The organism is Streptomyces rhizosphaerihabitans, from assembly GCF_025399795.1.
Lineage (GTDB): Bacteria > Actinomycetota > Actinomycetes > Streptomycetales > Streptomycetaceae > Streptomyces > Streptomyces rhizosphaerihabitans.
Window position 1 is genome coordinate 26,610 of record NZ_JAODTZ010000040.1, and the last position, 24,654, is coordinate 51,263.

Consider the following 24,654-nt stretch of genomic DNA (forward strand, 5'->3'; position numbering starts at 1 on the left):
TATTCCGCACGACACCCCTGGTCGTGGGAGTGCGGGCTCAGGGCGCCACCCACGCGTAGCGGTGTTCCGGGCGTCCCGCGTCGCCGTACCTGAGGGACAGGCGGAGTCGTCCCGCCTGTTCCAGGTGTCGCAGATAGCGCTGGGCGGTGGATCTGCTGAGGCCGGTCTCGGCGGCCACCTCGTGGGCCGACAGCGGGTGGTGAGCGCGGTGCAGCACGTCGCAGATCAGGTCCGTTGTCGGCTCCGAATGGCCGCTGGGCAGCCCGGGAGAGGACAGAGCGGGTGCGGTGCGCAGGGCGCCGAAGATCCGGTCGACCTGCTCCTGGCCCGTCACCCCCCGGCCGCCCATGCGGTCGACGGTGCGGCGCAGGGCGGCGTAGGAGTCGAGGCGGGTGCGCAGGGCAGTGAAGGTGAACGGCTTGACCAGATAGTGCAGGGCGCCGAGGCGCATCGCCGCCTGGACCGTGGCCACGTCGCTGGCCGCGGTGATCATGATGACGTCGGTTCCGTGACCGTTCTCCCGCATCTGGTGGACGAGTTCGAGGCCCGTCCGGTCCGGCAGATAGTGATCGAGGAGCACCAGGTCGATGGGCGCGCGCTCGACCGCCGCCAGGGCCTGGGCGGCACTGTGCGCGCGGGCGGCCACCCGGAATCCGGGAACCTTCCCCACGTACCTCGCGTTGATCTCGGCGACGCGGAAGTCGTCGTCCACGACCAGGACGTCAATCATCGGGCCTCTTTCTCTCAAGGCCTGGGCGAGTGTTGCGCCCGTGTTTCGGCTCCGCTGTTGTAGCGCGAGCAAAATGAGCACAACAGACTCTTGCGAGCAGAAGAATCCCTTGCGCCCAGAAGACTGATGCTGTGGCCCGCACCACATCTACGGTCCCGGCCATGAGCACAGACACCAGCCCCGCCATCGAGCTGCGGGGTGCGAGCAAGATCTTCAAGACCCCGTCAGGGGGTTTGCACACAGCCGTCAGGGAGCTTGACCTGACCATCGGCCGGGGCGAGTTCGTGGCCGTCGTCGGGCCGACCGGCTGCGGGAAGTCCACCACGCTGACCCTGGTCAGCGGTCTTGAGGAGCCCACCGAGGGCGAGGTCCTGGTCGCCGGAGAGCCGGTCGCCGGCGTCGGCGAAAAGGTCGGCTTCGTCTTCCAGCAGGACGCCACCTTCCCCTGGCGCACGGTTCTGTCCAATGTGATGGCCGGGCCCCGCTTCCGCGGTGTGCCCAAGGCGGAAGCGAAGCAGCGGGCCCGGGAATGGCTCGCCCGGGTCGGGCTCGCGGCCTTCGAGGACCGCTATCCGCACCAGCTCTCCGGCGGTCAGCGCAAGCGCGTCGCCCTCGCCGCCACCTTCGTCAACGACCCCGAGATCCTGCTGATGGACGAGCCCTTCTCGGCGCTCGACGTGCAGACCAGGGCGCTGATGTCCGACGAACTGCTCGAACTGTGGGAAGGCACGGGCGCCTCGGTCGTCTTCGTCACCCACGACCTGGAGGAGTCCATCGCGCTCGCCGACAGGGTCGTCGTGATGACGGCGGGCCCCGCCACCGTGAAGCAGGTCTTCGACATCGATCTGCCGCGGCCGCGCAAAGTCGAAGAGGTACGCCTGGAGCCGCGGTTCATCGAGATCTACCGCGAGATCTGGGAGTCCCTGGGCGAAGAGGTCCGCATCACCCGCGAGAGGGGTGCCGCTCATGTCGCCTGAGGTCATCAGTACCCCCGTCGTCGACACGGCCAAGATCCCGGGCCGCGCGCACTCCCGCGCCCGTGCCGCGCGCAAACGGAAGATCGTGGTGGGCGCCGCCCGGGTGCTGCTCCTGGTCGCCGTGCTCGGCCTGTGGGAAGTGCTTTCGCGGGCCAAGGTCATCGACCCGTTCAACTTCTCGATGCCCTCGAAGATCTGGGAACAGATCCACACCTGGGTGATGCACGGGACCGCGCTCGGCTCTCTCGGCGAGCAGGTCTGGTACACGCTTCACGAGGCGCTGCTCGGCTGGGTCATCGGTGTGGTCGCCGGCGTGCTCTTCGGTATCGCCCTGGGGCGGGTCACCTTGCTGGCAGACATCCTTGGTCCATACATCAAGGTGCTCAACTCCATACCGAGGATCGTCCTCGCACCCATCTTTGTGATCTGGTTCGGCCTCGGACCGGCCTCCAAGGTCGCCTCGGCCGTGGTGCTCGTCTTCTTCCCGGTGTTCTTCAACGCCTTCCAGGGTGCCCGGGAGGTCGACCGGAACCTGGTGGCCAATGCCCGGATCCTCGGCGCGAGCGACCGCCGGGTGACGCTTCAGGTCGTCATTCCGTCCGCCACCTCGTGGATCTTCACCAGCCTCCACGTCAGCTTCGGCTTCGCGCTCATCGGCGCGATCGTCGGCGAGTACATCGGCGCCACCAAGGGCATCGGCCTGCTCGTCGCGCAGTCGCAGGGCACCTTCAACGCGGCCGGGGTGTACGCGGCGATGGTCATCCTCGCCGTCGTCGCCCTGCTGGCCGAAGGGCTGCTGACCTTCGGCGAACGTCGCATCTTCCGCTGGAAGCCGTCGGACTCCGACCGCTGACCCCGCCGTACGGGCACGCACGAACCCGCCCGTACGCACGATTCCGCCGTACGCACGCACTGCCTCCCCTCCACGCACAAGGACGTGAACCACCATGCGCAAGACCGCCAGATACTCCGCCCTGGCAGCCGCCGGTCTGCTCGCTCTCACCTCGCTCACCGCCTGCGCCAACGACGCGGCGAGCACGACGGCCGACTCCGGCAGCGGCGGGGGTGGCGGCAAGGGGGAGCACGTCAAGATCATGGTCGGCGGCCTGGACAAGGTCATCTACCTGCCGGCGATGCTCACACAGCGGCTCGGCTACTTCCAGGACGAGGGTCTGGACGTCCAGCTCCTCAGCGAGCCGGCCGGTGTCCAGGCCGAGACCGCCCTCGTCTCGGGACAGGTGCAGGGGGCCGTCGGCTTCTACGACCACACGCTCGACCTGCAGACCAAGGGCAAGGCGGTCGAGTCGGTCGTGCAGTTCTCGCACGCTCCGGGTGAGGTCGAGATCGTCTCCAACAAGCGTGCGGGCGACATCACTTCACCCAAGGACTTCAAGGGCAGGAAGCTCGGCATCACCGGACTGGGTTCCTCCACCGACTTCCTCACGAAGTACCTCGCCGTCAATAACGGCGTGCAGGTCAGCGAGTTCACGCCGGTCGCCGTCGGCGCCGGACCGACGTTCGTCTCCGCCCTCCAGCAGGGCGCCATCGACGGCGGCATGACGACGGACCCCACCGTCGCCACGGTCATGGAGAAGAACCTCGGCAAGGTACTCATCGACATGAGGACGCCCGAGGGCTCGCAGGAGGCGCTCGGCGGGCCGTACCCGTCGTCCAGCCTCTACATGCAGACGGACTGGGTCAACGGTCACAAGGAGACGGTCCAGAAGCTGGCGAACGCCTTTGTGAAGACCCTCCGGTGGATGTCCAAGCACAGCGCCTCCGAGATCGCCGCCAAGATGCCCGCCGACTACTCGCAGGGCAACCAGACGCTGTACTCCGGGGCCATCAAGAGCACGCTGCCGATGTTCACCGAGGACGGCGTGATGCCCGAGAACGGTCCCGAGACCGTCGAGAAGGTCCTCAAGGCGTTCAACCCCAACATCAAGAACGCCAAGGTGGATCTGAGCAAGACGTACACCACGGAGTTCGTGAAGAAGGCGGCCGGCTGACCGCCTCCTGCTGCCGAAACGCGGCGAGCTGCCCCGTCGCGCGTACGACTGTGCTTCCCCCGGCAGTCGTACGCGCGACGGGTGCGGCCGTTCCCGCATCGTCGGCCGTGTCCTCAGGTACGGGTCGCCCAGGCGTAGCGATGCTCCGGGCGGCCCGCATCGCCGTATCTGAGGGTCAGCCGCGCTCTTCCCGTACGTTCCAGAAGCTTCAGGTAGCGCTGCGCGGTCTGCCGGCTCAGTCCGGTCTCCTCCGCGACCTCCTGGGCCGACAGCGAGCTCTCCGCACTCAGCAGGGCGCGCCGTACGAGCTCGGCGGTCGGCGGGGAGTGCCCCTTGGGCAGATCGGGGACGGTGCCGGTGGAGAGGGTCCCGAAGATCCGGTCCACATCGGACTGTTCGGCCCTGCCGCCGCCGTCGAGGGTGTGTCGCAGATCCGCGTACGCCTCCAATTTGGCCCGCAGCCCGGCGAACGAGAACGGCTTGACCAGGTACTGGAGGACCCCCTGCCGCAACGCCGCCCGGACGGTCGCGATGTCACGTGCGGCGGTCACCATGATCACGTCGGTCGGGTGGCCCCGTCGGCGCATCTCCTGGACGACCGCGAGGCCCGTCCCGTCCGGCAGGTAGTGGTCCATGAGAACCAGGTCCGGGCGCGGCAGCGCCTCCAGCCGGCTCAGCGCTTCGGCGGCACTGTGCGCCTCGCCCGCGACACGGAAGCCCGGCACCTTCTCCACGTAGGCGGCGTTGACACGAGCAACCCGTGCGTCGTCATCCACGACCAGGACCTCGATCATCGCTCCTTCTCCCCGGCGTTCGGGGCGTTCCCGGTGTCTCCGGTGACGGCGAGGGCGGCGTCGGTGGTCTCCGGAGACGAGAGCCGTCGTACGGCTCCGGGTTCCTGACCGGGGGCGGGGGCGAGCCCGTCCTCCGCCGCGAGCCCGACGTCCGGCGCTCCGCCGTTCTTCGGTGTGAGCGCCGGGTCCGTCAGCGCCTCCGGCAGGACGACCGTGAACTCCGCACCTCCGCCGTCCGCGTCGGCCACCTCCGCGCTCCCGCCCTGCCGCTCGGCGAGGCGCCGCACCAAGGAGAGGCCGATTCCGCGCTTGCCGTGCGCGGGTGGCTCCTTGGTGCTCCAGCCGTCCGTGAAGATCAACTCCCGCCGCTCTTCCGGGACACCGGGCCCGGTGTCCCGTACCCGCAGCACGGCGGTGCGCCCTTCGGAGCGCAATTCGACCTCCACGCGCGCGTGGAGCGTGCCCGCGACAGCGTCCAGCGCGTTGTCGACGAGGTTCCCGACGACGGTGACGAGCCCACGCGGGTCGACCAACCGATCGGGCAACAGCGTCCGGTCCGAGATCCACAGCGCCACGCCACGCTCGGCCGCCACCGTCGTCTTTCCGACCAGGAGGGCGGCGAGCAGCGGATCGTGGATCTTCTCGGTGACCTGTTCCGCGGTGACCCTGTGGTCGCCGACCACCTCTCCGACGAATTCCACGGCGTCGTCGTACATCTCCAGTTCGAGCAGCCCCAGGAGCGTGTGCATCCGGTTGGCGTGCTCATGGTCCTGCGCGCGCAGCGCGTCGATCAGGCCGTGTGTGGAGTCGAGCTCGCGGCCGAGCTGCTCCAGTTCGGTCCGGTCGCGCAGTGTGGCGACGGCGCCGCCGTCCTCGGTGGGCATCCGGTTGGCGACCAGGACGCGCTGGCCGCGGACGGTGAGCAGGTCCGTACCGGTGACGCGCCCGGCCAGCACATCCGTCGTACGGCCAGGTCCCAGAGCGTCGTCCAGCGGCTGCCCGATGGCCTCGGCGCCGACCCCCAGCAGCCGCTGCGCCTCGTCGTTCAGAAGGCGCACGCGACCGCTTCGGTCCAGGGCGACCACGCCCTCCCGGATGCCGTGCAGCATCGCCTCGCGCTCGGCCAGCAGCGCCGAGATGTCGGAGAAGGCCAGGTCACGGGTCTGCCGCTGAACCCTTCGGGAGATCAGATAGGCGGCCAGCGCGCCGACGGCCATGGCCCCGCCCGCGTACGCGAACAGTCCGGGAATCGCGTCGATCAACCGGGCCCGCACACTGCCGTACTTGATACCCACCGACACCGCGCCGACGATCCGGCCGGTGCCGTCACGCAGTGGCACCTTGCCCCGTGCGGAGCGCCCCAGTGTTCCGGTGTCGATGTCCATGACGTCCTTGCCCGCCAGGGCCAGGCGGGGGCTCGTCGAGACCTTCTTGCCGATCTCAGCCGGGTTCCTGTGCGACCAGCGGATGCGCCGCATGTCCATCACGACGACGTATTCGGCGCCGCTCGCCTTCCGTATCCGCTCGGCCTGGACCTGCACGGGGCCGGTCCTCGATGGGGCTGTCCTTTGGAGGTCCACGGCGATCTGCGGCTGGGTGGCCGTGGTCTGTGCGATCGCGAGGGCGCGCCGCATGGCTTGGTCGTCCAGCTGCGCGCTCAGCGGCGCCAGGAACAGTCCGGTGGCGAGTACGGCGACTCCCGCCGCGATCGCGATCTGCATCAGGAGCACTTGTGAGAACGCCCGCCGCGGCAGACCGAGGCGCAGTCGTCGTGCGGGGGGAGTGGGACTCATGCCCATGACGGTACGGGGGCGTGCGCGTCCCTCCGAAGAGAGTGTGGCGTGGATCTCTTGATCAATGGGTGAGGCGGTCGTGGGGCCCGGGTGAGAGGGAGGAGGAGATTCGGGACGCGAGATCCGGGACAGGGATCCGGGAGCTTGCGGTTGGTGCGCCGGCGCGGGGCGCCCGTGCCTCTGGCATCGACGGGTACGGTACGGCGTCGCTGATCCGGTGGCACGGAGCAGGCGAGGGCCCCTGGTTCGTGCCACAGGTCGGTTCGGGTGAGCCCGGGACCCTCTGCGTCCGGCCGGACAGGTCATGGCGTCGCTGTTCCGGCCGTAGGGGGGCCGGCGGCGAACTCGGCCCGTGTGTCGGCCCCGCGGTTCGGGCGCGTGCGGGACCCGGGCCGTCAGCAGGCCACGGCTGCGGCTGTCTCTTCCAGCTGCCGTACGGCCACCACGTCCATCCGGGCGGGTGAACCAAGTGCCGAGCCGCAGCTCTCCGGGCGGGGCGGCAGCGAGGCGCCCTGCGCGACGATGACCCGCCACAGGCGGCCGTCGGCGTGGGCCACGGTCACCTCCCAGCGTGGCGCCGCGCCGTCCGTTCTGATCACCATCAGGACATCGGCGGCGTGCTCCCCCGAAGCAGTCCGTACGGCCAGTTCGGCCGCCTGGCCGGGGCGCTCCCAGGCGGAGTTCCCGCGACAGCCCTCGGTGACGACACGGCCCTCCCGGACGCGCTGGAGGATCTCCTTGACAGCGTGGGCCTCGGCACGCCCGTACGCGTACCCGTACGGCAGGACCAGCACCGTGGGCGAGAAGCGATGACCGCCCAGATGGGTGACCTCCCAGGCGCCGTTGACGCCGGAAGCGGCCAGTTCCGCCGCCAGGGGGCGTCCGAGCAGGGCGCAGCAGCGGTCACGCTTGCCGTTGGTGCAGACGAGGGCCAGCGGATCGTCGGTATGAGGCAGCCCATGGAGAACCCGGTCGAAGGAGCGCGGATCACCCGTGCCGAGCGCGGTGAAGTCGAGATCGAGCAACTGCCCGGGATCACGCGTCATGGCGGCGTGCAGCCATACGTTTCCCGGGGTGGTGTGGGCCGCGTACACATGCCGCTCGGCGGGCGTACCGCAGTCGGCATGGCGCCCGGGACGGCGGATGAGCGCGATCCGTACCCCTGTGCCCTGTGCGGCGGCCTCGAGGGCGCGGCCGAGCGTGGGGTCCAGGTGGCTCGAGGTGAGCGCCTTGGCACCCCAGGGTCCGGGCTGCTCGATGAGCAGCCATGTCGTCGCGGTGGCCGCGGTCCCGGAGAGGGGCTCGTCGAGGTGCCGCGACGCGGTCGTGCACGTACTCACAGAGGTGAGCCTAACCTGACTTCCCCGGGGCGACTTCCTGCCGCGTACACGGGGGCGCGTCAGGGATGGTCCGGGTGTGTGTCGGTTGTGCGGAAGCGTGCGTGGGGGAGCGTGCCGGGAGGGCGCGTACAGGGCGCTCTCCCCACGCCCGGCGTGCGCTGTCTAGAGCGGGAGCGGCCGCGGCGGCCGTTCGCCCACGTAGTGCCCGCTCGGTCGCATCCGCAACGGGCGCTCCGCGTACTCCTCCAGGGTGTGGGCGATCCAGCCCGCCGTCCGGGCGACGGCGAAGATCGTCTCTCCCGCCGAGACCGGCATGCCGGACGAGACGGTGAGGACGGCCAGGGCGAGGTCGACATTGGCGTGCAGGGATGTGTGGCGGGCCGTGGTGGTCACCACGTCATGGGCCGCAGCCAGGGCGGGTGCCGCGCCGGGCACTTCCTCCAGGAGGGCGAACAGCGCACGCGCGCGTGGATCCTCGCCGGGGTAGAGCCGATGGCCGAGTCCGGGCACACGGCGCCCGGCGCGCAGCTCGTCGGCGACCACGGGAGCCGCGGTGCCCTGGTCCAGAACGTCGAGCAGCAGCCGGTGCGCGAGCCCGCTGGCCGCCCCGTGCAGGGGCCCCTCGAGGACGCCGAGGCCCGCCGACACGGCCGCGTACGGGTGGGCGCGGGCCGATGCCGCCACCCGGACCGCCAGCGTCGAGGCGGCCAGGTCGTGGTCGACGAGCAGCCCGAGTGCCGTGTCCAGTACGCGCAGTGACGCGTCGTCGGGTGCGCGTCCGCTGAGCCGTGCCCACAGCCGATGAGCGAGCGGGCCCTCGTCGCGGTGGTCGTGCCGTACGGGGGGAAGCGCGGCGACGAGGGTGGGAATGAGGGTGCGTCCGGTGCCGAGTACGGCGCTCTCGGAGAGGTCGAAGCGCAGCGGGTCGGCCGCCGCTGCGGCGATCGCCGCGACGCGCAGCCGGTCGATCGGGCTGCTGTGCTCGGGCAATGCGTCGACGCTCCGCCTGGCGACCGCCACGGACGCCTCCGGGGCCGTGAACGTGAGCCCGGGGCGCAGCTCGCCGGTCCACAGCCATTCGGCGATCTCTTCGTAGGAGTACCGCGCGGCCAGTTCCGTCGCGTCGACGCCCCGGAAGTAGTACCGGTCCTTGTCGATCAAGGTGATGCGGGTGCGGACGGAGAGTTCGCCGGCACCGCCCGAACTGCCGCCGCCCTCCCGTCTGTTGCGCCGCGCGAGCGCCTCCACCTCCTTGGCGTCGAACGTGCTCCCGCGGCCTCCCGGCTCCCGCCTGCTGCTGAGCTGACCGCGGCTCACATACGCGTACACGGTCTCCGGCTTCACGCCGAGCAGTTCGGCGGTCTCCTTGGTGCTGAGCCGTCGGCCCTCGCGTGCCGGTGTTGCCGCTTCTCGATCCCTCATGAGCGCCACCGTATCTGTGGATCAGTATATTGATTGGATCAATATTGACAGCGATTGAGTCAATCATGGACAGTCAAATCAAGTCCAGGGAGGAAACATGCCGATCAACCGGGCCGCGTCCACCTCTGTCGACGTGCCGCGAGGACTCGCGGGCGTCGTCGTCACCGATACCGAACTGGGTGACGTCAGGGGGCTGGAGGGCTTCTATCACTACCGCCAGTACTCGGCCGTCGACCTCGCGCAGACCCGCGGCTTCGAGGACGTCTGGCACCTGCTGGCCCATGGCGAACTGCCCGACGAGGCTCGCCGTGCAGCCTTCACCGCGCGGTCCGCGCGGCTGCGCCGGCTGCCGGACGACGTGCGCGCCGCGTTGCCCGCGATCGCTGCGGCGACAGGACCGTCGGGACCGCTCGCCGGGCTGCGCACCGCTCTGTCGCTGCTCGGAGCCTCGCTGGGGTTCCGTCCGGTGTACGACATCGACGCCGGGCGGCGCCGCGACGACGGCCTCGTGGCGACGGCGGCCGTGCCGACTCTGCTCACCGCGCTGTACCGGCTCGGGCAGGGGCTGGAGCCGGTGGAGCCGCGTGAGGACCTGGGGTACGCCGCCAACTACCTGTACATGTTGACGGGTTCGGAGCCGGACGCGGCCCGTGCCCGTGCGGTTGAGCAATACCTCATATCAACCATTGACCACGGATTCAATGCATCAACGTTCACGGCGCGGGTTATCGCGTCCACCGGCGCCGATGTGGCGGCCTGCCTGGTGGGCGCGGTCGGGGCCCTCTCCGGCCCTCTTCACGGTGGTGCTCCCAGTCGCGCCCTGGACACCCTCGACGCGATCGGGACACCCGACCGTATCGACTCCTGGATCCGCGAACGTGTCCTCGCAGGCGATCGCATCATGGGCTTCGGGCACCCTGTCTATCGTACGGAGGACCCGCGCTCGCGCATGCTCCGCGGGATAGCTCAGGGGTTCGGCGGCCCGCTCGTCGAGTTCGCCGTCGAGGTGGAGCGACGGGTGGAGGTGATCCTGGCCGAACTCAAGCCGGGCCGTGAGCTGCACACGAATGTGGAGTTCTACGCCGGTGTGGTCATGGAACTCTGCGGGCTGCCCCGCGAGATGTTCACCCCCACGTTCGCCGCCGCCCGCGCGGTCGGCTGGAGCGCCAACATCATGGAGCAGGCGGAGGACTCGAAGATCATCCGCCCGGCGGCTCGGTACGTGGGGCCGGTTCCGCCGGTGGCGGTGCCCGCTCGCAGCTGACCTGACCTGACCTGACCCGACCCGACCTGATCCGACCGAAACGGGCCCGGCACCAGGTCGGTGCCGGGCCCGGGGTGCCAGTGGCTCCGGAAACCGCTGCCGCTACGCGCCGGCACCATCGCCCCAGGCTCGGACGGGTGTCCCGCGCGTGACGACTGCGATCCGTTCGTCGTCGGCTCGAGCGGCGTCGGGCGGGAGCTCCCGCCCGAGTTCCTGAGCGATCTCGCGCCCGATGACGGCGAAGCCCGCCGTCGCTGAGCTCGAAGGTGTCGGGACAGGACCGGCCGGTTGCGCTGCCCCGTGCACGGGGGAGGACGGCATGCGACGGACGACAGCCGTCATTGCCTCGGCCTTTCCCGCGGTGACCCTGCGTTCACGTGCGGGTCGTCCTGTGACTGCCCACCGGACAGGGACGGCGCGCGAAACGGGGTCACCGAGGGCAAGACGAACGCACAGCGATGTGATGGTGTGCCGATACTCCCGTAAGGGTGCGGCGTTCGGTCACCTATGCGTCGGGAATATCCGCCTTCGCGTGAATAAGGGTTTCGCGGGAGACCACGACGATTCTCTCGTAGTCTGCCCGGGATGCGTCACGGGGAAGTTCGGCGTCGAGCGTCTCTGTCGCATCCGTTCCGATCACAGCGAACCTTCCGTCGGACAGTTCGAAAATGTCTGGGCAATTGGCACCGGACACGCTTCCTCGCAAGGTTGGAGGGGTGCCAATTCGACGGATGATGTGGCTCACTGTTCTTGATTCCCTTTGATCTCGAGGTGGGATTGCTGCGCGCTGTTGCTGCGCGGCGCGATGCGGCCCTGTGGGGCCGCAACCTCGGACCGGGCGGCGTGGAGCGACGTTCGATGGGGATCGACCCAATACGTGATTGCGCAGTAGTCAACCCTGTTGGCATCAGGGGAAACGCGACGGTTTACTGGTTCGTTATCGCCCGACCGTGTGATCTGTCCGCCGGGGAGGTGCAGGTGAACGGGTCCGCGCCGGAGTGCGGCAGGTGAAAGGCGCTACTCGCTCGGCGGTTCACCCACCACCCACCACTCGTCCGTGTCGGTTTCCTCCACTTGTGCGAGGAGATCTTCGACCATGAGTCCGATTTGGGCTTCGTCGGATGTGCTGATGAGAGTTGCCCGATAAGGGCGTGTTGCGTACCAGTACTCCCGGAAGATGGGCTGCTGGAGCAGCCCGCGGGCCAGGCCGAAGAATTCCTCGCGAGTGATGTTGCCCATGCGGTAGTAGCAGAGCGCATTGGTGTACAAGGCGTTGGTGAAGAGGAACTGTCGCTGTTTCCTCGGGGAGACGGTCCCCTCGTACACGTCCAGTACCTCGGCCAGTTCGGGATCGTCCATGGCCTTGCTCAGCAGCTCCCAGTGAAGCCGTTGTTGGTGGGCGAGATTGGCCTGTCGCTGGGTCTGGGCGGCTTGCTCGAGCAGCTCGATCCGCGCGTGCAACGCGTCAAGCGTGGTTCGCTGCGCGACGAGGGTGACGGCGGCCCCCGTCAGCAGGCCGACCGCTGCCGCGGCAGCGGAGCCCAACCCACGCACTTTGGCTTTCCGTGTGGCCATGTCAACCCCCGAATCAGGCGACCGTCCGCCGGTCGTCGGTTGTGGGGCGACAGGGAGCGGACCGGCGAGCGGTGGGCGGCGCGCTTGCCGCCCCCCAGTGTTGCCGAGCGGCTCTGATCGGCAGGGAGGCGGAGAGGAGGCGCACGGAGGGATGTGCGGGTCGCATCCACCGGCGCCATGTCCAACGTGTGCCCCGTGAGCGCCGCTAACAATCGTTCACTTCGGGGTGTTTCCTCCCGCTCGTATGCTTGGTCGGCATTCATTCCCCGCGTGAGCGCCGGTCCCGTGAGCCGGTGCGCGTACAGGTTCAGAGAGGGCGCATGGTGAGCCAGTCGAGTCCCCGGCAGATCCCGGTCATCGTTCTCGCCGGCTTCCTGGGTTCCGGCAAGACCACACTGCTCAACCATCTCCTGCACCGCAGTGGTGGAAGCCGTATCGGAGCCGTCGTCAACGACTTCGGGGCGATCGAGATCGACGCGATGGCGGTGGCCGGAGCGCTCGGCGATTCCACCGTCTCGCTCGGCAACGGGTGTCTGTGCTGTGCGGTCGATGTCGGTGAACTTGATCAATATCTTGATCGGCTCGCTCAACCCTCTGCCCGGATCGACGTCATCGTCATCGAGGCGAGCGGGCTCGCAGAGCCCCAGGAACTCGTGCGCATGGTGCTCGCCAGCGAGCACCCGGGGATCGTGTACGGAGGGCTCGTCGAGGTCGTCGACGCTGCCGAGTTCGTCGGTACACGCGAGAAGCATCCCGAGATCGACCGGCACCTCGCCCTCGCCGATCTCGTCGTCGTCAACAAGATCGACCGGTCCGACGACGCCGAGCACGTGCTGGGTGTCGTCCGGGAGCTCGCCGACCGCGCCGCGGTCGTCCCCGCCACCTACGGCCGTGTCGATCCGGAGTTCCTCTTCGACTGCAGGCCGGGCGAGGAGCGCATCGGACAGCTGTCCTTCGACGATCTGCACGATCGCGAGGAAGACGGCCCGGGGGAGAGGGGGCACGAGGAGCACGGCCACCTCGGCCATCTGCACTCCGTCTACGAAGCCCTTTCCTTCAGCTCCGAAGTGCCGCTGGGGCCGAGGCGGTTGATGGCGTTCCTCGACAGCAGGCCCGAAGGGCTCTACCGGATCAAGGGGTATGTCGACTTCGGCGTCCAGGACATCCGCAACAGGTATGCCGTGCACGCCGTCGGGCGGTTCCTGCGCTTCTATCCGGAACCCTGGGCCGGTGCGGACGAGCGGCTCACCCAGCTCGTCCTCATCGGCTCCGGGATCGACACGGTGACGCTGACCAAGGAGCTGGAGGCATGCAAAGAGGACGCCCCGCATGCCGACGAACACAGCATGTGGGGCGTCCTCCGCTACGTACAGGAGCCGGACCCGGAAGGCTGACCGCGGACTACACCGGGCCCGCCACCACCGACACCGGCTTGCCCAGCGAGATGCCCGAGCCGTCGCGGCGCGGGTCGATCTCCGGCAGGTCGACGGGCATACCGGTCTTCTGTGCCGCGCGTCCCGGCGTCGGACCGGCCCAGGCCAGCGACAGGCAGTCCTCGCCCTTCAGGAACCGCTGGCAGCGCACACCGCCCGTGGCGCGGCCCTTGCGCGGGTACTGGTCGAAGGGGGTCAGCTTGGCCGTGGTCTGGACGGAGTCGTCCAGCGTCCCGCGTGAACCCGCCACCGTGAACACCACCGCGTCGACCGCCGGGTCGACCGCGGTGAACGAGATCACCTTCGCGCCGTCGGTCAGCTTGATGCCCGCCATGCCGCCTGCGGCACGGCCCTGCGGGCGCACCTGCGAGGCCTGGTAGCGCAGCAACTGGGCGTCGTCCGTGATGAAGACCAGGTCCTCCTCGCCGGTGCGCAGCTCGACGGCGCCGACGATCCGGTCGCCGTCCTTGAGGGTGATGACCTCCAGCTCCTCCTTGTTCGAGGGGTAGTCGGGCACCACACGCTTGACGACACCCTGCTCCGTGCCGATCGCCAGGCCCGGCGACGTCTCGTCGAGGGTCGCCAGACAGATCACCGTCTCGTTCGGCTCCAGGGCGGACAGGAACTCCGAGATCGGAGCGCCCCCGGAGAGGTTGGGCGCCGACGCCGTCTCGGGCAGCCGCGGGAGGTCGATCACGTTCAGGCGGAGGAGGCGGCCCAGGGAGGTGACAGCACCGATCTCGCCGCGTGCCGTCGCGGGCACCGCGGAGACGATCGCGTCGTGCTTGGTGCGCTTGCCGTCCGGGTCCTCCCCGAAGGGGTCACCGGTCGCCGTGCGCGCCAGCAGTCCCGTCGAGGACAGCAGAACCCGGCACGGGTCGTCGGCGACCTGGAGCGAGACCGTCGCGGCGGGGCTGCCCGCGGACTCCAGGAGCACCGTACGCCGGTCGGTGCCGAACTTCTTGGCCACCGCGGCCAGTTCGCCGGAGACCAGCTTGCGCAGCTCCGCGTCCGAATCCAGGATGCCGGTCAGCTCGTCGATCTCGCCGTTGAGCCGGTCGCGCTCCGACTCCAGCTCGATGCGGTCGAACCGGGTGAGGCGGCGCAGCGGCGTGTCCAGGATGTACTGCGTCTGGATCTCCGAGAGGGAGAAGTGCTCGATCAGGCGCTCCTTGGCCTGTGCCGAGTTGTCGCTGGAGCGGATGAGGCGGATGACCTCGTCGATGTCCAGGAGGGCGACGAGGAGACCCTCGACCAGGTGCAGCCGGTCGCGCTTCTTGGTGCGGCGGAACTCGCTGCGGCGGCGCACGACGTCGAAGCGGTGGTCGAGGTAGACCTCCAGCAGCTCCTTGAGGCCGAGGGTGAGCGGCTGACCGTCCACCAGTGCCACGTTGTTGATGCCGAAGGACTCCTCCATCGGCGTCAGCTTGTAGAGCTGTTCGAGGACCGCCTCCGGCACGAAGCCGTTCTTGATCTCGATGACCAGACGCAGTCCGTGGGAACGGTCGGTGAGGTCCTTGACGTCGGCGATGCCCTGGAGCTTCTTCGCGCCGACCAGGTCCTTGATCTTCGCGATCACCTTCTCCGGGCCGACGGTGAAGGGCAGTTCGGTGACGACGAGGCCCTTGCGGCGCGCCGTGACGTCCTCGATCGACACCGTGGCACGGATCTTGAAGGTGCCGCGGCCCGTCTCGTACGCGTCCCTGATCCCGGAGAGACCGACGATCCTGCCTCCGGTGGGCAGGTCGGGTCCCGGGACGTGCTTCATCAGCGTCTCGAGGTCGGCGCCCGGGTACCGGATGAGGTGACGGGCGGCGGCGATGACCTCGCCGAGGTTGTGCGGCGGCATGTTGGTGGCCATGCCGACGGCGATTCCGGACGAGCCGTTGACCAGGAGGTTCGGGAAGGCGGCCGGCAGAGCCACCGGCTCCCGCTCCTGGCCGTCGTAGTTGGGCGAGAAGTCGACGGTGTCCTCGTCGATCGACTCGGTCATCAACGACGTGGCGTCGGCCATCCGGCACTCGGTGTAACGCATCGCGGCCGGCGGGTCGTCGTTGCCGAGCGAGCCGAAGTTGCCGTGACCGTCGACCAGGGGAAGGCGCATGGAGAAGGGCTGCGCCAGGCGCACCAGGGCGTCGTAGATCGACGAGTCGCCGTGCGGGTGCAGCTTGCCCATGACCTCGCCGACGACGCGGGCACACTTCACATAGCCGCGGTCGGGGCGCAGTCCCATCTCGTTCATCTGGTAAACGATGCGACGGTGCACCGGCTTGAGGCCGTCGCGGGCGTCCGGCAGGGCTCGCGAGTAGATGACCGAGTACGCGTATTCGAGGAAGGAGCCCTGCATCTCGTCCACGACGTCGATGTCGAGGATCTTCTCCTCGTACGAGTCGTCGGGCGGCGGGGTCTTCGTGCTGCGGCGGGCCATCGCTGCTGCGGCTCCTTCACAGTCTCTGCCGGGGCATGAGCGGGTTCTGACGCGCACCATTGTGGACCGCCCCACTGACAACGCCGACCGCGACCCGTCCGTAGCGCCCTTCCGGGGCGCTCCGCGGCCGTCTTCGGGACCGGTCCCGAAACCGTTCCCGAGCTGCTCTCGAGCCCCGTACCGGCGGCCTCCGAACGCGTTCGCAGTGGTTCCTGGAGGGTTCATCGGGGTGTGTCAGGGACACGCGTAAGTCTCGCTCTCGGCGTACGCGGTGCGGGAACTTCGCCAGCTGTCCGCGCGCTTGCATACAGTGGCAGGACCGACAGGAATGACGCAGTTCCGCGATCGAAGGGACGTACATGCCCATGGGTCACACGGCCACAGCTGAGGCAGGCTCCGGCGGCCTGACAGCGACCGAGCATCGCCTGGCCAACGGCCTGCGCGTGGTGCTCTCCGAGGACCATCTGACCCCGGTCGCCGCGGTGTGCCTCTGGTACGACGTCGGCTCGCGCCACGAGGTCAAGGGCCGGACCGGACTCGCCCACCTCTTCGAGCACCTGATGTTCCAGGGCTCCAAGCAGGTCCAGGGCAACGGTCACTTCGAACTCGTCCAGGGCGCTGGCGGCTCGCTCAACGGCACGACGAGCTTCGAGCGCACCAACTACTTCGAGACCATGCCCACCCACCAGCTGGAGCTCGCCCTCTGGCTGGAGGCCGACCGCATGGGCTCGCTGCTCGCGGCACTGGACGACGAGTCCATGGAGAACCAGCGCGACGTCGTCAAGAACGAGCGCCGGCAGCGGTACGACAACGTCCCCTACGGCACCGCGTTCGAGAAGCTCACCGCGCTCTCGTATCCCGAGGGCCACCCGTACCACCACACCCCGATCGGATCGATGGCGGACCTGGACGCGGCCACCCTGGAGGACGCCCGCGCGTTCTTCCGCACCAACTACGCGCCCAACAACGCGGTCCTGTCGGTCGTCGGAGACATCGACCCGGAGCAGACGCTCGTCTGGGTCGAGAAGTACTTCGGCTCCATCCCCGGGCACGACGGCAAGCCCGCCCCGCGTGACGGCTCGCTGCCCGACATCATCGGCGAGCAGCTGCGCGAGGTCGTCGAGGAAGACGTCCCGGCGCGCGCCCTGATGGCCGCCTACCGGCTCCCGGAGGACGGCACGCGCGCGTGCGACGCCGCCGACCTGGCGCTCACCGTCCTCGGCGGCGGCGAGTCCTCCCGGCTCTACAACCGGCTCGTACGCCGTGACCGCACCGCCGTCGCGGCCGGGTTCGGCCTGCTGCGGCTCGCCGGAGCGCCCTCCCTGGGGTGGCTGGACGTGAAGACGTCCGGCGACGTCGAGGTCCCGGTCATCGAGGCCGCCGTCGACGAGGAGCTCGCCCGGTTCGCCGAGGAGGGCCCGACGGACGGGGAAATGGAGCGCGCTCAGGCCCAGTTGGAGCGTGAGTGGCTCGACCGGCTCGGCACCGTCGCGGGCCGCGCCGACGAACTGTGCCGGTACGCCGTCCTGTTCGGTGACCCGCAGCTCGCCCTGACCGCCGTGCAGCGCGTCCTCGACGTCACGGCGGAGGAGGTCCGGGAGGCCGCCAGGGCCCGCCTGCGCCCCGACAACCGCGCGGTGCTCGTCTACGAGCCGACCACCGCCGAAGCCGCCGAAGCCGCCGAAGCCGCCGACGCGGCTGACTCCGCCGACGAGACCGACGAGGAGGCGGCGAAGTGACCGAGCTCGCCACCATGGACTTCCACCCGCAGCCCCAGGCCGGCCGGCCCAAGCCGTGGGCGTTTCCCGCCCCCCAGCGCGGCACCCTGGACAACGGTCTGACCGTGCTGCGCTGCCATCGCCCCGGCCAGCAGGTCGTCGCCGTCGAGGTCATCCTCGCCGCGCCGCTGGAGGCCGAGCCCGCGGGCCTGGACGGCATCGCCACGATCATGGCGCGCGCCTTCTCCGAGGGCACCGACAAGCACTCGGCCGAAGACTTCGCCGCCGAGCTGGAGCGCTGCGGCGCCACGCTCGACGCGCACGCCGACCACCCCGGCGTACGCCTGTCCCTCGAAGTGCCGGTCTCGCGCCTGGCCAAGGCGCTGGGCCTGCTCGCCGACGCGCTGCGGGCCCCCGCGTTCGCGGACAGCGAGGTCGAGCGGCTGGTGCGCAACCGGCTGGACGAGATCCCGCACGAGACGGCCAATCCCGCCCGTCGTGCCGCCAAGGAACTCTCCAAGGAGCTGTTCCCGGCGAGCGCCCGCATGTCGCGTCCGCGCCAGGGCACCGAGGAGACCGTCCAGAAGATCGACTCCGCGGCCGTACGCGCCTTCTACGACAAGCACGTACGTCCCGCGACGGCCACCGCCGTCGTCGTCGGAGACCTGACCGGTGTCGACCTCGACGAGCTGCTCGGCGACACGCTGGGCTCCTGGACCGGTTCGTCCGCCGAGCCGCGTCCCGTGCCGCCGGTGAGCGCCGACGACACCGGCCGCGTGATCATCGTCGACCGCCCCGGCGCCGTCCAGACGCAGCTGCTCATCGGCCGGGTCGGAGCCGACCGGCACGACCGCGTGTGGCCCGCCCAGGTGCTCGGCACCTACTGCCTCGGCGGCACCCTCACCTCGCGCCTCGACCGCGTCCTGCGCGAGGAGAAGGGCTACACCTACGGCGTACGGGCGTTCGGCCAGGTCCTGCGTGCCGCGCCGGACGGCACGGGCGTCGCGATGCTCGCCATCAGCGGCTCGGTGGACACCCCGAACACCGGTCCGGCGCTCGACGACCTGTGGAAGGTGCTGCGCACCCTCGCGGCCGAGGGACTGACCGACACGGAGCGCGATGTCGCCGTGCAGAACCTGGTGGGTGTCGCGCCCCTCAAGTTCGAGACGGCGGCAGCCGTCGCGAGCACGCTCGCGGACCAGGTCGAGCAGTACCTGCCGGACGACTATCAGGCGACGCTGTATCAGCAACTGGCCTCCACCGGCACCGTGGAGGCCACCGCGGCCGCGGTGAGCGCCTTCCCGATGGACCGTCTGGTGACCGTCCTGGTGGGCGACGCGGCGCAGATCGAGGAGCCGGTCAAGGCTCTCGGAATCGGCGAAGTCAGCGTGGTGGCAGCCGAGTAGAGCCCGTGCGACCGAGGAGGGCCCTGGTGACTGAAGAGTCGTCAGGGCCCTCCTGCTTCCCGCAAGCGATCCCCAAGATGTCCGCATTCGTACGGGGGTTGCCCTTCTGCCCTGTGGGATGCGTTACAAAAATCGTGATCCGTTTGTTGTTCGAATGACACCCCGTTTAGCGTCGGTCCGGCTGTTCGTCACGCAGTGCGCCGCGCCCGCGGCAACCGGACAGTCATCGCCGAGTCCCCTATGGCGCGAGTCAGGGGAGCCGGGGACCCACACGTAGTCCCTGGGGTGAATCGGACGCCCTCCCCGGAGGGGGTCCGTAGGAGACCTTCCTGCTCCGAACCCGTCAGCTAACCCGGTAGGCGAGAGGGAAGGAAAGGATCAGCCCCTACATGGCGTTCACCTGTGGCACCGGCAAGCATCGTCGTCCGAGCCGGGTGCACAGCACCACCACGACCGCCGTCGGGGTCGCGGCGCTCACCACCACCGGTGTGATCGGAACCCTGGCCGCCCCCGCGTTCGCGGCGGAGGCCTCCGTCGAGCAGACCGGGCTGACCCAGGCCGTCACCCTCGGAGACTCGGTCGCCGACCAGATCGACGCCCAGGCCTTCGCGCAGCAGCGCGCCGCCGACGAGGCCGCCGCGCGGAAGCAGGCCGAGCAGCTCGCCCGCAAGCACGCCGCGGAACAGGCCGCGAAGTCCCGCGAGGCCAAGGAGCGCGCCGCCCGCGAGGCCGAGCGCAAGCGCCTGAACACGTTCGTCATACCGATCACAGGTTCCTACGTCTCCACCGGCTACCAGGCCAGCAGCAGCCTCTGGTCCTCCGGCAGCCACACCGGCGTCGACTTCCACGCCGCGTCCGGCACCTCGGTCCACGCCGTCGGCTCCGGCACGGTCGTCACGGCCGGCTGGGGCGGCGCCTACGGCAATCAAGTCGTGATCAAGATGCACGACGGGACGTACACCATGTACGGCCACCTGTCGTCCATCGGTGTGTCCGTGGGACAGGCGGTCACACCGGGGCAGCAGATCGGCCTCTCCGGGGCCACCGGCAACACCACGGGGCCGCACCTTCACTTCGAGGCCCGTACGACCGCGGAGTACGGCTCGGACATCGACCCGGTCGCGTACCTGCGCTCGCACGGAGTCAACGTCTGACGACCGCTTCGCGGCTTCTTCACCGCTTTCGATGCCCCGGCTCACCGAGTCGGGGCATCGTCGTTTCCGGAGGCCGTCTGTCCAAAAAATATCCATGGATTCAGGCCCGCCATCGGAAATTCAGGCTTCCTGCAATAGAGTCACTGAACAAGCGTCAATCGATGGCGTTTCGCGGGGATTAAAGCGGAGGTCGGTCATGCGTATTCCGGCGCACTCGGTATGCACGGCGATCCGTGACGACATCGTCGCGGGTGTCTACGAGCGCGGCGGCCGGCTCACCGAGGAACTGCTCGCGCGGCGCTACGGCGTCTCGCGCGTCCCCGTGCGCGAGGCTCTGCGCACCCTGGAGGCCGAGGGCTTCGTGGTCACCCGTCGGCACGCGGGCGCGTGCGTCGCGGAACCCACCGAGCAGGAGGCCGCGGACCTTCTGGAGATGCGCATGCTGCTGGAACCGCTGGGTGCCGCGAGGGCCGCCCAACGGCGTACGGAGGCTCACCTCAAGGTGCTGCGAGGCCTGGTCAGGCTGGGGCAGGAGCGTTCCAGGAGAGGCCACAGCGAGGATCTGCGCTCGCTGGGCGGCTGGTTCCACGAGACGCTCGCACAGGCGTCCGGCAGCCCCGCGTTGACCTCCACGCTCGCCCAGCTGCGCCACAAGATCGCCTGGATGTACTCGGTGGAGGCGCCGGCCAATCCCGCGGAGTCCTGGGCGGAGCACGGCGGCATCGTGGACGCGGTCGCCCGCGGCGACAGCGAGCGGGCCCGCGCGATCACGGCCCTGCACACCGAGCGCGCGACGACCGTGCACCGGCTCCGATTTCCCGGCGGCGACCGGCCGGATCGTGTGAGAAGTTCGCAACATCCCGTAAACATGATGGGCCCGCGTCATTAACATGGGCGCCGTATACAAAGAGGGATATTCGGCGGGGGCTCATTTCTGATGCCCTTTTATTCGCGTGTCCGGAATTTCGGTGCGCGCTATTCCCTGTGGCCGCGGTGCGAGGGCCGCGGTCGTCGCCGGGGGAATTCCTGAACAGGTCGCGGAAAGCGGCTGAGCCGCGCCGTCCGATGAAGGGGGCGCGGCTCAGCCGTGTGTCCTGGGTGCCTTGTGGGCTCAGACGGTCTCGGGGAGCTCGTCGAGCCCCTCGGCGACCAGCTTCGCCAGACGGTCGAGAGCGGCGTCCGCGCCCTCGGAGTCCGACGCGAGGACGATCTCCTCGCCGCCCCGGGCGCCCAGGCCGAGGACCGCGAGCATGGAGGCCGCGTTGACGGGGTTGCCGTCGGACTTGGCGATCGTCACGGGGATGCCGGAGGCCGTGGCGGCCCGGACGAAGATGGAGGCGGGGCGGGCGTGGAGGCCCTCGGTCCAGCCGACGTTGACGCGGCGCTCAGCCATGTGATGCTGCCCTTCGGGTGTTCAAGGTTGTCTAGACCAGTGTTCCATATGGTGAGGCATGCCCGGACGGACCCGGGTTCCGCCCACGCCGGCGCCGGTCCGCGGCCCCGCTCCGGCGTCCGTCACCCTCAGACTGCCTCGCGCCGTTGTCGTACGCGAGCCGTACTCTGGGCCCCATGCAGACCTCGTCGGACCGGCAGGAGTACCCAGCTCACTGGGAGGCCGACGTGGTGCTGCGCGACGGCGGCACCGCACGCGTCAGGCCCATCACCGTCGATGACGCCGAGCGGCTGGTCAGCTTCTACGAGCAGGTGTCCGAAGAGTCGAAGTACTACCGCTTCTTCGCGCCGTATCCGCGGCTGTCCGCCAAAGACGTCCACCGGTTCACCCACCACGACTTCGTGGACCGCGTGGGTCTCGCGGCCACGGTGGGCGGCGAGTTCATCGCCACCGTGCGCTACGACCGCATCGACGCCGACGGGAGGCCCGCGTCGGCGCCCGCCGACGAGGCCGAGGTCGCCTTCCTCGTGCAGGACGCTCACCAGGGCCGCGGTGTCGCCTCGGCGCTGCTCGAACACATCGCTGCCGTGGCCCGCGAGCGTGACATCCGCCGTTTCGCGGCCGAGGTGCTGCCCGCCAACAACAAGATGATCAAGGTGTTCACGGACGCCGGATACACCCAGAAGCGCAGCTTCGAGGACGGCGTCGTACGCCTGGAGTTCGACCTCGAACCCACCGACCGGTCCCTCGCCGTGCAGCGCGCGCGGGAGCAGCGCGCCGAGGCCCGCTCGGTGCAGCGGCTGCTCGCCCCCGGCTCGGTCGCCGTCATCGGCGCCGGACGCACCCCCGGCGGGGTCGGCCGCAGCGTCCTGGACAACCTGCGGGAAGCCGGATTCACCGGACGCCTGTACGCCGTGAACGCCGCACTTCAGGAGAAGGAACTCGACGGAGTCGCGGCCCACCGCTCCGTCCGCGACATCACCGAGCCCGTCGACCTCGCCGTCGTGGCCGTACCGGCCGAGAACGTCCCCGAGGTCGTCGCGGAATGCGGTGAACACGGCGTACAGGGGCTCGTGGTCGTCTCCGCCGGATACGCCGAGAGCGGTCCCGAAGGACGCGAACGCCAGCGCGAACTCGTGCGGCACGCGCGCACGTACGGGATGCGCATCATCGGCCCCAACGCCTTCGGAGTCATCAACACATCCCCCGAAGTACGCCTGAACGCCTCGCTCGCCCCGCAGATGCCCCGCCCCGGACGCATCGGCCTGTTCGCGCAGTCCGGCGCCATCGGTATCGCCCTGCTGTCCCGGCTGCACCGGCGCGGCGGCGGCGTCACGGGCGTGACCGGCGTGTCGACCTTCGTCTCCTCCGGGAACCGGGCGGACGTCTCGGGCAACGACGTACTGCAGTACTGGTACGACGACCCGGACACCGACGTCGTCCTCATGTACCTCGAATCCATCGGCAACCCGCGCAAGTTCACCCGCCTCGCACGGCGGACGGCGGCGGCGAAGCCGCTGGTCGTGGTCCAGGGCGCGCGGCACGGCGGAGCCGCTCCCCAGGGGCATGCCGTACGGGCCACCCGGCTGCCGCACGCCACCGTGTCCGCGCTGCTGCGCCAGGCCGGAGTGATCCGGGTGGACACCATCACCGAACTCGTCGACGCGGGCCTGCTGCTGGCCCGCCAGCCGCTCCCCAGAGGACCCCGCGTGGCGATCCTCGGGAACTCCGAGTCACTGGGACTGCTCACGTACGACGCGTGCCTGGCCGAGGGGCTCAGGCCGCTGCCGCCGCGGGACCTGACCACGGCGGCCTCGGCGGAGGACTTCCACCGGGCGCTGTCCCAGGCCCTCGCCGACGACGGCTGCGACGCCGTCGTCGTGACGGCCATACCGGCGCTGGGGGAGACCTCGGCCGCCGACGCGGCGCTCGCCGAGGCACTCCGGTCCTCCGCCCTGGCGGCTCCGGCGAAACCGGTGCTCGTGGTGCACGTCGAACTGGGCGGGCTCGCCGAAGCCCTGTCCGCCGCCGCGAGCACCGCGCCCCAGGCCCCCGGGACGGCGCCCGGCGCCCGCTTCCACCCTTCTGACCGGTCGCCCACCACAGCGCGTGCCGAAAGCGTGCCGGACTCCCGGCTCATCCCCGCCTACCCCGCCGCGGAACGTGCGGTCCGCGCCCTCGCCGAAGCCGTCAAGTACGCCCAGTGGCGCACGGACGCCGGCGAGCCCGGCAAGGTGCCCGAGTACGAGGACATCGACGAGAAGGGCGCCGCCCGGCTGATCGACGACCTCCTCGCGCGCGGGGAGGGCCTGACCCTGGCGGGCGAAGAGACGGCGACACTGCTCGGGCGGTACGGCATCGACGTGCACCGTGCCCTGCCCGCGCCCACTGCGGACGAGGCCGTGGCGGCCGCGCGGGCCATCGGTTACCCCGTGGCCCTCAAGACCACCGCCCCGCACCTGCGGCACCGCGCGGACCTCGGCGGCGTACGGCTGGACGTGGCGGACGAGGAACAGCTGCGCCGGGCCTACGCGGAGCTGACCGAGCTGTTCGGGCCACCGACGGTGCTGCGCCCGGTCGTGCAGGGGATGGCACCGCGCGGTGTCGACACGGTCGTTCACGCGGTGATCGACCCGGCGGCCGGGGCGGTGCTCTCCTTCGGGCTCTCCGGAGCCGCCTCCGAACTGCTCGGGGACACGGCGCACCGGCTGATTCCGGTCACCGACCGGGACGCGGCCTCCCTGGTGCGGTCGATCCGGACGGCACCGCTCCTGTTCGGCTGGCGGGGCTCCGCGCCGGTCGACACCGCGGCCCTCGAAGAGCTCATGCTGCGGGTGTCGCGGCTGGTCGACGACCACCCGGAGGTCGTCGCGGTCTCGCTGGAGCCGGTGGTGGTCGCCCCGACCGGGCTGAGTGTGCTGGGCGCCACGGTACGACTGGCCCGCGCCCCGCTACGGGGCGACCTCGGCCCTCGGACACTGCCCGTCGTCTGAGTCGTCTGAGTCGTCCGGGCCGCTCCGGGGCGCTGCCTCCGTGGCGGCAGGCATCCCGCACCCGACGCCCGCCGTCTCCCGAGCGGCGCCGTCGGCGATGACCCCGGCCCGGAACTCGGCCCAGTGCCAGGTGCCGTCCCGCCCGGCCTGCCGCTGTGCCCGCCCCCGTTCCCGCCCCGCCCCGCCCGTCGGATCCGCGCCGCGGCCCTTGCCGCGCCCGCGTGG

Annotated in this window: 19 protein-coding genes, 1 pseudogene and 1 riboswitch; of the genes and pseudogenes, 10 read left to right on the forward strand and 10 right to left on the reverse strand. The window is 70.0% G+C overall.

Features of this window, described 5'->3' with window-relative positions; all coding sequences use genetic code 11:
* Positions 1–37 precede the first annotated feature (37 nt).
* Complete coding sequence (locus tag N4G66_RS31435) at positions 38–730, reverse strand: response regulator (RefSeq protein ID WP_261707655.1); 693 nt, start codon at positions 728–730, stop codon at positions 38–40.
* A gap of 161 nt (positions 731–891) precedes the next feature.
* Here N4G66_RS31435 and N4G66_RS31440 point away from each other — a divergent pair, with 161 nt between their 5' ends.
* From N4G66_RS31440 to N4G66_RS31450, 3 genes are all read left to right on the forward strand, one after another.
* Positions 892–1,707, forward strand: coding sequence for an ABC transporter ATP-binding protein (locus N4G66_RS31440; RefSeq protein ID WP_261707656.1), 816 nt, complete (start codon positions 892–894; stop codon positions 1,705–1,707).
* Positions 1,697–2,560, forward strand: a complete 864-nt coding sequence (locus N4G66_RS31445) for an ABC transporter permease (RefSeq protein ID WP_261707657.1) — start codon at positions 1,697–1,699, stop codon at positions 2,558–2,560. Before N4G66_RS31440 ends, N4G66_RS31445 begins: the two co-directional genes overlap by 11 nt.
* 94 nt (positions 2,561–2,654) lie before the next feature.
* On the forward strand, positions 2,655–3,716 hold the full coding sequence (locus N4G66_RS31450; RefSeq protein ID WP_261707658.1) for an ABC transporter substrate-binding protein: 1,062 nt from the start codon (positions 2,655–2,657) through the stop codon (positions 3,714–3,716).
* A 113-nt stretch (positions 3,717–3,829) separates the two neighbouring features.
* Here the strand turns inward: N4G66_RS31450 and N4G66_RS31455 are convergent, their stop codons facing one another.
* The 4 genes from N4G66_RS31455 to N4G66_RS31470 form a co-directional block, all read right to left on the reverse strand.
* Entirely contained in the window at positions 3,830–4,510 is a 681-nt protein-coding gene (locus N4G66_RS31455; protein WP_261707659.1) for a response regulator, read from the reverse strand.
* Positions 4,507–6,303, reverse strand: coding sequence for a sensor histidine kinase (locus tag N4G66_RS31460; protein WP_261707660.1), 1,797 nt, complete (start codon positions 6,301–6,303; stop codon positions 4,507–4,509). Before N4G66_RS31460 ends, N4G66_RS31455 begins: the two co-directional genes overlap by 4 nt.
* A gap of 395 nt (positions 6,304–6,698) precedes the next feature.
* A complete protein-coding gene (locus tag N4G66_RS31465) occupies positions 6,699–7,643 on the reverse strand; it encodes a sucrase ferredoxin (RefSeq protein ID WP_261707661.1) in 945 nt (314 codons plus the stop codon).
* 162 nt (positions 7,644–7,805) lie between these two features.
* On the reverse strand, positions 7,806–9,065 hold the full coding sequence (locus tag N4G66_RS31470; protein ID WP_261707662.1) for a citrate synthase: 1,260 nt from the start codon (positions 9,063–9,065) through the stop codon (positions 7,806–7,808).
* Positions 9,066–9,162: 97 nt separating this feature from the next.
* Between N4G66_RS31470 and N4G66_RS31475 the strand changes: the two genes are divergently transcribed.
* Positions 9,163–10,329, forward strand: coding sequence for a citrate synthase/methylcitrate synthase (locus N4G66_RS31475; protein WP_261707663.1), 1,167 nt, complete (start codon positions 9,163–9,165; stop codon positions 10,327–10,329).
* Between the two features lie 102 nt (positions 10,330–10,431).
* On the opposite strand, the pseudogene N4G66_RS31480 reads toward N4G66_RS31475, so the two are convergent.
* The 3 genes and pseudogenes from N4G66_RS31480 to N4G66_RS31490 all read right to left on the reverse strand — a co-directional run.
* Positions 10,432–10,645, reverse strand: a pseudogene (locus N4G66_RS31480) (hypothetical protein); the annotation flags it as partial.
* Positions 10,646–10,834: 189 nt separating this feature from the next.
* Positions 10,835–11,062: a hypothetical protein gene (locus N4G66_RS31485; RefSeq protein WP_261707705.1), complete on the reverse strand. Its 228-nt coding sequence runs from the start codon at positions 11,060–11,062 to the stop codon at positions 10,835–10,837.
* 284 nt (positions 11,063–11,346) lie between these two features.
* Entirely contained in the window at positions 11,347–11,883 is a 537-nt protein-coding gene (locus tag N4G66_RS31490; protein WP_261707664.1) for a DUF6082 family protein, read from the reverse strand.
* 341 nt (positions 11,884–12,224) lie between these two features.
* Here N4G66_RS31490 and N4G66_RS31495 point away from each other — a divergent pair, with 341 nt between their 5' ends.
* Complete coding sequence (locus N4G66_RS31495) at positions 12,225–13,298, forward strand: CobW family GTP-binding protein (protein ID WP_261707665.1); 1,074 nt, start codon at positions 12,225–12,227, stop codon at positions 13,296–13,298.
* Positions 13,299–13,305: 7 nt separating this feature from the next.
* Here N4G66_RS31495 and N4G66_RS31500 read toward each other — a convergent pair whose 3' ends face one another.
* Positions 13,306–15,765 (reverse strand): DNA gyrase/topoisomerase IV subunit A, encoded by a 2,460-nt coding sequence (locus N4G66_RS31500; protein WP_261707666.1) that lies wholly within the window; start codon positions 15,763–15,765, stop codon positions 13,306–13,308.
* Positions 15,766–16,124: 359 nt separating this feature from the next.
* Between N4G66_RS31500 and N4G66_RS31505 the strand changes: the two genes are divergently transcribed.
* From N4G66_RS31505 to N4G66_RS31520, 4 genes are all read left to right on the forward strand, one after another.
* The gene (locus N4G66_RS31505) at positions 16,125–17,504 is read left to right on the forward strand and encodes a M16 family metallopeptidase (RefSeq protein ID WP_261707667.1); all 1,380 of its coding nucleotides are present in this window, start codon (positions 16,125–16,127) and stop codon (positions 17,502–17,504) included.
* Positions 17,501–18,889, forward strand: coding sequence for a M16 family metallopeptidase (locus N4G66_RS31510; protein ID WP_261707668.1), 1,389 nt, complete (start codon positions 17,501–17,503; stop codon positions 18,887–18,889). Before N4G66_RS31505 ends, N4G66_RS31510 begins: the two co-directional genes overlap by 4 nt.
* Before the next feature lie 217 nt (positions 18,890–19,106).
* A riboswitch (cyclic di-AMP (ydaO/yuaA leader) is annotated at positions 19,107–19,266 on the forward strand.
* Positions 19,267–19,278: 12 nt separating this feature from the next.
* On the forward strand, positions 19,279–20,043 hold the full coding sequence (locus tag N4G66_RS31515) for a M23 family metallopeptidase (RefSeq protein WP_261707669.1): 765 nt from the start codon (positions 19,279–19,281) through the stop codon (positions 20,041–20,043).
* 196 nt (positions 20,044–20,239) lie between these two features.
* Positions 20,240–20,932, forward strand: a complete 693-nt coding sequence (locus N4G66_RS31520; RefSeq protein ID WP_261707670.1) for a GntR family transcriptional regulator — start codon at positions 20,240–20,242, stop codon at positions 20,930–20,932.
* 222 nt (positions 20,933–21,154) lie between these two features.
* On the opposite strand, the gene N4G66_RS31525 is transcribed toward N4G66_RS31520, so the two are convergent.
* On the reverse strand, positions 21,155–21,436 hold the full coding sequence (locus tag N4G66_RS31525; RefSeq protein ID WP_261707671.1) for an HPr family phosphocarrier protein: 282 nt from the start codon (positions 21,434–21,436) through the stop codon (positions 21,155–21,157).
* Positions 21,437–21,612: 176 nt separating this feature from the next.
* On the opposite strand from N4G66_RS31525, the gene N4G66_RS31530 reads away from it, so the two are divergent.
* The gene (locus N4G66_RS31530) at positions 21,613–24,429 is read left to right on the forward strand and encodes a bifunctional acetate--CoA ligase family protein/GNAT family N-acetyltransferase (protein ID WP_261707672.1); all 2,817 of its coding nucleotides are present in this window, start codon (positions 21,613–21,615) and stop codon (positions 24,427–24,429) included.
* Positions 24,430–24,654 lie beyond the last annotated feature (225 nt).